The organism is Mucilaginibacter sp. GW821-FHT07G05, from assembly GCF_059418565.1.
Window position 1 is genome coordinate 814907 of the sequence record NZ_JBWKQC010000002.1, and the last position, 8380, is coordinate 823286.

General features: G+C 45.6%; 9 protein-coding genes. 2 read left to right on the plus strand and 7 right to left on the minus strand.

Annotated features, from left to right (window positions below; all coding sequences use genetic code 11):
• Positions 1-6: 6 nt before the first annotated feature.
• The 3 genes from AC07NA_RS08045 to AC07NA_RS08055 form a co-directional block, all read right to left on the minus strand.
• A complete protein-coding gene (locus AC07NA_RS08045) occupies positions 7-1053 on the minus strand; it encodes a glycoside hydrolase family 130 protein (RefSeq protein ID WP_494897121.1) in 1047 nt (348 codons plus the stop codon).
• The gene (locus AC07NA_RS08050; RefSeq protein WP_494897122.1) at positions 1046-2593 is read right to left on the minus strand and encodes an FAD-dependent oxidoreductase; all 1548 of its coding nucleotides are present in this window, start codon (positions 2591-2593) and stop codon (positions 1046-1048) included. The genes AC07NA_RS08045 and AC07NA_RS08050 overlap by 8 nt, the downstream gene beginning before the upstream one ends.
• A 396-nt stretch (positions 2594-2989) precedes the next feature.
• A complete protein-coding gene (locus AC07NA_RS08055) occupies positions 2990-3238 on the minus strand; it encodes a hypothetical protein (protein WP_494897123.1) in 249 nt (82 codons plus the stop codon).
• A gap of 96 nt (positions 3239-3334) precedes the next feature.
• Here AC07NA_RS08055 and AC07NA_RS08060 point away from each other — a divergent pair, with 96 nt between their 5' ends.
• Together AC07NA_RS08060 and AC07NA_RS08065 are read left to right on the plus strand one after the other, a co-directional pair.
• Positions 3335-3568 (plus strand): hypothetical protein, encoded by a 234-nt coding sequence (locus AC07NA_RS08060; protein ID WP_345211097.1) that lies wholly within the window; start codon positions 3335-3337, stop codon positions 3566-3568.
• Between the two features lie 432 nt (positions 3569-4000).
• Positions 4001-5539: an IS630 family transposase gene (locus tag AC07NA_RS08065; RefSeq protein ID WP_494897124.1), complete on the plus strand. Its 1539-nt coding sequence runs from the start codon at positions 4001-4003 to the stop codon at positions 5537-5539.
• Between the two features lie 69 nt (positions 5540-5608).
• Here AC07NA_RS08065 and AC07NA_RS08070 read toward each other — a convergent pair whose 3' ends face one another.
• The 4 genes from AC07NA_RS08070 to AC07NA_RS08085 all read right to left on the minus strand — a co-directional run bounded on the left by AC07NA_RS08070 (position 5609) and on the right by AC07NA_RS08085 (position 8322).
• Positions 5609-6073: a hypothetical protein gene (locus tag AC07NA_RS08070; RefSeq protein ID WP_494897125.1), complete on the minus strand. Its 465-nt coding sequence runs from the start codon at positions 6071-6073 to the stop codon at positions 5609-5611.
• A gap of 635 nt (positions 6074-6708) precedes the next feature.
• Entirely contained in the window at positions 6709-7140 is a 432-nt protein-coding gene (locus tag AC07NA_RS08075; protein WP_494897126.1) for a PA2169 family four-helix-bundle protein, read from the minus strand.
• A gap of 280 nt (positions 7141-7420) precedes the next feature.
• Entirely contained in the window at positions 7421-7660 is a 240-nt protein-coding gene (locus AC07NA_RS08080) for a hypothetical protein (protein WP_494897127.1), read from the minus strand.
• A complete protein-coding gene (locus AC07NA_RS08085) occupies positions 7657-8322 on the minus strand; it encodes a S1/P1 nuclease (RefSeq protein WP_494897133.1) in 666 nt (221 codons plus the stop codon). Before AC07NA_RS08085 ends, AC07NA_RS08080 begins: the two co-directional genes overlap by 4 nt.
• Between the last annotated feature and the right edge of the window lie 58 nt (positions 8323-8380).

Consider the following 8380-nt stretch of genomic DNA (forward strand, 5'->3'; position numbering starts at 1 on the left):
TGTTGATCAGTTTAGTTTGTTTAATATTTCGGTAATTGAAAAATGCGCGCCGCAAACGAACTCGTCCGCCGCCCCGTAATAAATGGTTAGCTGATCGCCATTGACGATATGCCCGTTGGTGAAGACCACATAGCCAAAAAAGCCGCTAAGTTCGTAAGGTTCTGTCGGCACCATGATCGGTTCGGTCGTCTGGCCGATCACTTTTGATGGATCGTCCAGGTCCATCAAAAAAGCGCCGAGACAGTACTGGTGTTTTTCGTTGGCACCATGGTAAATTTCCAGCCAGCCCTGCGCAGTTCGGATCGGGGCCGCACCGGCACCCACGCGTGCGCTGTCCCACAGTGCCGGACGGGTCTTGATCAGGCAATGATGATTGCCCCATTGCCGGCTGTCGGACGATTCAGCCAGCCAGATATAATTGCCACCGATCTCCTTACTGCTCGGGCGGTGCAGGCAATAATATTTCCCGTTTATCCTTTCTTCGAAAATGGCGCAATCCTTATTATGCGGCGGCAGGATCATACCGCCCGGTTCAAAATGCTGCCAGTCTTTTGTTGTTTGTAAGCCGACGCCAACGCCGCTATCGGAAACAGCGGTATAGGTCAGGTAGTACGTATCGTCGATCCGGGTCACCCGGCAATCTTCGATACCAAACCGTTCGAGGTAACCGGCGCCAAACAGGGATGCAGGGCTTTGCGGCTCCGTAAAGTGTATGCCATCTTCGCTGGATAACAACCTTAAATGAGATATGGTCGTCAGGTAATCAAGGCCTTTGTAATTGATCACCCTGGCATCTGTCGCGATCAGGTCGGGATCATTCAACGGTACTTCAATGATCTCGGTGTTGCCGGTAGCGTTCAGTGCGTGAAAGAAGATCACACCTTCCTTTTCGGCAACGCCTTCAGCCACCCGTACCAGCAACCATATTTTTTCCTGGTACCGAAACACGCCGGGGTTCAGCAAGCTGATAACCTGCAGGCCCGGACCGCTCGGAACCAGGTCCTTTGGAAGGAGCAGCGGATTTTCAGGAAATCGTTGTGCAAGGTCACGCATTATTCTCAGGATCAATAATTGCTAAATTCAGCGTCGCGGGGCCGGTCAGTACCTTACCATCAATATCATAACGTGCACCATGGCAAGGGCAATCCCAGCTTTTCTCTTCACCGTTCCAGTTTACGATACAACCGGCATGCGTGCAGACCGGGCTGAGCGCATGGATCTTACCCGAATCGTCGCGGTAAGCGGCGATCTTTTTTCCGTCTACTTCGACAACCTGCCCGGTTCCGGGGGATAATCGTTTTAATGAATCCGTTTCGTGAATGCCGAAGCGGTCGGCTACAAAGTGATAGGCCACATCCGCGTTCTCCTGCACAAAAGCCGTGAAACCGGCAATCGGTTTCAAGCGGGATGGACTGAAGATGTCTGCATATTTATTATCTTTACCTTGCGCCAGGTCGCTCAGGATCTTACCGGCTATGCTACCCAGCATCATGCCATTGCCGTTATAGCCGGTAGCGCAATAAACACCTTTGGCAGCTTCGGCCATTTGCCCGATATAAGGAAAACCATCTACCGGAACATAATACTGACTTGACCAGCGATATTTTATTGATGACACATCATAATTCTCACGCACATATTTCTCCAGATCGGCAAATGCCTTTTCCGGTTCGTCATGACCCGTCTTGTGGTCATTCCCGCCGGCGATGAGCAGCCTTTCCCCATCGACCACATGCGTCCGAAAATAGTGATAGGGCTCCTGCATATCGTAAACTAAAGCATCCGGATAGGTATCGTCCTTTAACTTTACCGCCAGCACATAACTGCGGTAGGGGGCGCAACGCAGACTATAGGAATTGATACCCGGTGGGATATGTGTTGCATAGATCACCTGCCTGGCCTTGATTTCGCCTTGTGGTAGATCCGCAACATGAAAATTACCTTCAGTTTTTACAGTTTCAATTTTGGTCTCCTCCAGCAATATTCCGCCGGCATTGAGGTATTCGCTCAGCAAAGTTTGCAGGTATTTGAGTGGATGGAATTGCGCCTGATCAGGGAGTTCCAGTGCCGCCTGATAAGGCACCGGTGCAGGAGCCTGATCAACATAGTAGGCCGGAATCCCGACTGCCTTTGCACCATCTAATATGTCAGCCAGTTGTTTGGCCTGCTTTTCGTCCTTGGCATAGACATAACCTGTCTTGATCTCATAGTCGCAGTCGATCAGGTAGTTGCTGATATTGGTCTTGATCAGTCCGGCCCCTTCGTTGACGGCATCCGCAAAAAGCTGTGCGCCTTCTTTTCCAAAAGCACTCTCTGCTTCTTTATAAGTGGTGTCTGCGAAGGTATTGATATGTGCACTGGTACCGCCTGTCGTTCCGAAGCCAACGGTATTTGCTTCCGCGATCACCACCTTCTTACCGGCTTCCTGTAAAAGCAATGCCGCCGTAATGCCGGTAATCCCGGCGCCGATGACCAGGCAGTCATATGTAAGCGCCGGATAAGCAGTGGCTGAGCCAGGATTCAGTTCAGCACTATTGCGCTGCCAGGGACTTTCCAGTGCGCCATCACGTTTGGTACGGGTTGTTTTTTGCATTGTCATAGGATGGGTATTGATTCTTTATATATTAAATGAGGTTTTCTGACTGCCGGTTCCCCGCACAATAAGAGATCGACGAGTATTCGGCGGCGCCATTCACGGTTTGATGAATGATGTCTCGGCATGATCCGCTGAATACTTTTCGAAAACTATGGAGTTCGCCTTTAATAACTGCAGAAATAAAGATGGTACCGACCGGTTTTCCTTGGTTTCGCTACCCCCGGGCTGGTCAGGCCTTCACAGCCACCTGGATGTCGGAAAGGATCAGCGTTCTCATCGTCTTAGCCAATTAGCCGGTCACTTCTCCTGACTCCGGGGTTATTGTTTCGATCAAACCTAGGGGAACATGGAGAATATCTATTTTCAGTTGCGCGTCATATCAGACGATATATCTTAGTTGGTCTTATTTTTTGTCTCATCAGGAGCTTTTACCGCATTTGAATCAATACCTCTTTGGTCAACCTTTGGTAGTCCTGGCTTAGGTATGGTATCAGGGTTCTTGCCCCCACCCATAATAGTATCCGTACCAGCACGGCCTTTCATAGTATCAACTTCTTTTCCTTTTTCGCCATTGTCAGAGGAATTACACGAAGTCATTGCCATACCGGCAAATAAGTACGTTATTAACATTATCTTTTTCATGTTGTGTAGTTTATAAGGACAACACTAGTATTTCTCAAAAGTTTATATTATTAATCAGAAGCATAAACAATTGTCAAGGAGTGATGTTGAGTTTAAATGAACTATCAAGAGCATTATAACAACAGGTTAACAGCTTTCAATGAAGCGAAACAATTATTGCTTAATGAGGAATTGAAGATCAAAGATAATCCCTTTACAGCGCAACCAAATTTAACAGGACTCATAGATGCAAAGAGCTTCTATGATGCTGCTTTTAATAAGTGGGTTGAAGTGATAACTTCAATAGCGTACTATGAAAAAAAACCTGATGATGCTATTGATTTAACATAAAAACTTCTTTTTGCAGATAGCACTTTCTCTTCTGAATGCATCAAAAATTTAACCCAGCATCCTGTAAAGCTCATTGTTATCAAGGCCCAATTCAACAAGATTGTTCAAATTCCGCAAATCGGTTTCCCGATGCCATTACGAAACAAATGGTCGGGCATGGCAAAATAGTATACCGGGTCGTTCTTGTAATTTTCTCGCATTTCTAAATATTAGGTGTACTGCTGTGCTTTAATGACATTTTGAATGACGGCAATATATGCGGCTTCCGCTTTATTGTAGATAATATTGATCGTCAATCGCCGTAGAACTGATTGCAGGCTGGATATGATAGATCAAAGCAAAGTGTTGTATTAAACAACCAAGTTTCCGTAGACCTTCGCTTGCTCGGATATATTCAAGAAGAAACCTATCTTAACTAATAACGAATTAGGTATGCAAATTTCGAAAGCAAAAAAGGATTTTATCCGGCAGCACTATATCGCCCGGCAGCTTAATATCAATTATTTAGCGGATAAGCTCCGGCTCCAATTCGCGACCATCCGTTTTTATATCAATGAGTTTCGCGTCCTCGAAAAAGAACACCCTGAAAAGCTGAGCGATTATTCCTTTTTTATCGGCAAAGACAAGGTGAGACAAGATACCGCTTTTTACCGCAATTTCGCCCGTGTTATGCCTTCAGTGATCGCGGCAGAACCGGGACCGGTATTACAGGCTGAGAAGCTTTACCAGCGTTATCATGCACAGTGCCCCGATGAGTATAGCAGACCCGGATTTTACCATGTGTTTAGCCGTTGGTTCGATCAGCATGAAAAAGAACTGAGTACCGCCAAATTAAAGGCCAAATTTTCGCCGAAGGAGCTGGCCACTTTACACAAATGGCGGATAGGTAACGACCACCGCCTTTGGCAGGTATCCGTCGCTTTAACAACGGTTTACACCTATAACGGTAGAGCAAAACTTGCTGAAAGGATCGACTGTACCACCAGAACACTTCGAAGCTGGATGACTATCTATGAAACAAAAGGGCTGGAGGCACTTGGCCGCCCCGGAAGCAAAAAACCCATCAGCCCGCAAAAAAGACTGGAGATAGAACGTAAAATAGACGGCCTTATCCACATGGTACGGCAAAGCCCCAAACTATACGGAATCGACCGGGTCTCCTGGACCATTACGGATCTGGCTTATGCTTATAGCAAACACACTGGTGTCCCAATCACATTTTCAACAGTCAGCGTTTACCTCCGCCGCCGCGGCATCCGTTATAAACGTTCCAGGGAGGTTATTGTAAGTAATGATCCGCAATACCAGGAGAAATATGAACACATCCAAAACGTGTTAAGCAATCTGGGCAAGGATGAGAAGTTCTTTTCGATCGACGAATATGGCCCGAAATCCATACGGCCGCAAGGTGGCCGCATGCTTGCTGAGCAAGGTAAACCGCCCGTTTACCGGAAAGTGGATAAAGGCAAAGGATTTATTATCTGTACCTGCGCACTGGAGTTATCCACTAACCAGCTGGCCTGGTTTTACTCGGCCAAAAAAAACACCGATGAAATGATCAAACTGATCGAAGTGTTGACCTTATTATACCAGGGTCAGAAACGGCTGTACTTGTCCTGGGATGCTGCCGCCTGGCATGATTCATGCCAATTGCTGGAGTATATAGTTGAGGTTAACGACGCAGATTACCGAGAAAAACTAAAGACTCCCGAGATCATCATCGTCCCTCTCCCTACCAAAGCACCCCACTTGAATGTCATTGAATCCGTCTTCAGCGGCATGGCTAAATCGGTCGTTCACAACAGCGATTACCAAACCGTCGAAGAATGCATGGAGGCCATCGACCGATATTTTAATAAGCGGAACCAGTTCTTCCTTAAACATCCAAAACAAGCAGGAACGAAGCTATGGGGAAAAGAAAAAATAAAAGCTGTATTTGACAAGGCAAATATCTGCCGCCCTGTGGGCTAAGAGAAATTTATATTCGGGGATTTCCCGACTTAATTTCCAGAAGGTAACAAATAGAATCAGCTGATAAATTTATCGCGGATTTCTTTGGTCGTATGGCAGATAATTAGGGTAATTTAGCAAATCTTCAATTTTGTTTAGTAATGACATTTTCTCTATCTCTAATTTTTTCTTTAGTAATGCCAAACGATTGATTTCAGCGACCAGTTCGTCAACCAAGGTTTTCGTTGAGGAATTGCTTTCTGACGCCTTTTCTAAGGCAATGCTCAGCTTTAGGAGGGCTTCCTTGTTTTTATCGTTTTCCTCTTCTCTTTCTTCCAACATAACTTTAAGGCTCTGATACCTTTTTTTATGCATTTCAGTTATTTCAATGTCGTTATTCCTGCGCTCATTTTCCAGTTGTTGTTTTAATGTCTCAATCTGCGCTTCCTTGGCAGACTTATACTCATTAACAGAACGAAGCCGAAAAATCCGATCAATGATAAAGGCGACTATTAATAAAATATTTACGGTGTATGGAATAAATAATGTGAACATGCGATCAATGATTGGAGATTACAGGTCTAAAATACTAAATATATTAGTATTTTAGACCTCATTTGAGAAAATGTAACTAATATTTTTTACTAGGAAAAATCAAATTAATAGGAATTTATCAGAAACGTTAATCAATAAACATGGTCAAAGTGTTATGGAATAAATTGTCTACAATTTCGTAACAGGAAGGCCAATGAGCCCGTAATTTCCCGGTGGAGCCGCCGTAATTGGACTAAGTCGAACTGTTTTCCGAGGGTTACAGAGATTATCGACATTTTATCCTGTCGCTATGGGGATTAATTCCCTGTGAACTCCTCTTAAATAACGGAACAGTCAATTAGTCATACCATAATGGATCATTTCTTCAGGAATCTGTACGGCTGATTCGCTTGAAATAAAGATGATCCTTCCCCAGCCATTGGCCAGCATATTAGGAGAGAGAACGTTGCCTAACTCCTTTTTTGCCTGATAATCGTAAAACCAGCAGCACCATAATAAACATCACCAACGACCGGATAACTATTTCCGCAGCGAAGCTGAAATTAAGATCCCCGATGATTATCTTATTCCAATCCAAATCCATAATTACGTATTATATTGAAAAGAAAAGGGTTGCGATTTCGCAACCCTTATGATTAATTATGTTGCTGAACAATTCGGGATTCGAAATCTGACAGAGCAGCGCTTATACCTGCCCTTTGCTCTGCAAGTAACTGCAAATGATCGGCATGATCAGCGTAATTGTCGATGCATGCATCATATTGCTCAATCGCTGCGCGCTCGCCTGTGGTGATGGCGTTCAGGATTGCTTTATCCTCGTTACTGCTCAGCGCTTGCTTGATGGTGAGCCAGGTGCGGTGTAAACCGCCTGGTATTCCGCCACTAACATTCTCTGCATCCGTTCCATGTAGTGCGATGTGCTCATTCAGTTCAGCCGCATATACGATACGTTCCCCGGAGTATCTCTTGAATAGCGCTTTTAATTCAGGGTTTTCTGTGGCCTCGGATGCGGAAAGATAACCCTCCTTTCCGTCGTTGACTACTGCCAGTATAATTTTAAGGTACATTGATGACTTCTGCTTTGCTCTTTAATGATGACGATTTGATCATTTCCATAGGTTGCTGTTGTTTTGCACAATGAGGCAAAAACTCAGCCAACTTAATTTCACGTCGATCACCCTTAATTTCTGAAACGCTGATGCCCCTTTTATTGGATCTTTACAGATCGGACGCGGTCAACGAAATTTGCGGTTTGGGCCGGTCATCGATTGGCGGTATAAGTCTGCTAAGGAAGTATTATTGGGAGCCATGTAACGTTAATACCGCTACTTATAATCGGTAAACGTTTCAGGGAAGCAGGCCGGCCAGTTGTTCAACGATCGCGCGTAATAAGCCAGGGGCGGTATTGCCCGGCAGCCCGCTTGCGGTCATGGCACGGTAGCTACCTTCTTCATCAGGTTCGAAAAGCACGGTTTCGTCGCCGATCAGCACGGCGATCCGGTAGGTATAGCCCCAGCGCTCCATACGGACTTCCAGTTCCAGTTCTTTGCCCTGGTAGCTGATAGGTAAATAAAGCGGTTCGCTCATTCTTGTATGACCAATTGTTCGGCTTCGGTGACCAGGATCTGTGGCTTGCCTTTAAAGCTGCTTACTTTACCGCTGACGGCGATGGTTTTGCCATCCAATCCTACCGCCAGCGGCTTGGCATTACCTTTAAATACTACGGTCAGTAATTGTTTGGGATAGGCTGCGCCCAGGTTAATCAGCACCATACTGCCGATATCCTTGCTTCCAAAAACCTTACCCGCCACCGTTACTGAATCACCAATGGCTTTGTTTACCTCGCTTAATTTGATAGTTCCTTTAAGTGAAGGCAGTGGAGGCGGAGGTACCAGCGTAACAGAGACCGTTTTCACTTGTTCGCTGAAAAAGATCTTATTCAGCTCACCTGCCAGGCGAATGCCCGCCTGAGCGATCCGTTTGCGGATGAAAGGGATGTATTTTTTATAGTAAGCTTCGTCCATAGTTTGCCCGGGTTTCGCGTTCGCATATAATTCGGTGGACAACTGATAACTTTCCCACAACCATTCCATCGGGCTGTCCGCCTGCCATTTGCTGATCTCTTCTGGTGTAGCGGTATCGTATACACGCACGATCTGTTCCGGTGACAGTCCCTCGTGATCGATCAGCTTGCTGTCCCAAAGGCTGTGGAGGTTTATGCCTTTGCCATCCTTTGGTCTTATTAATATCTTTTAAGGCTAATTACTATTGTTGAAATGGGGGATCCAAGGGGGTGTTAAAAACTAA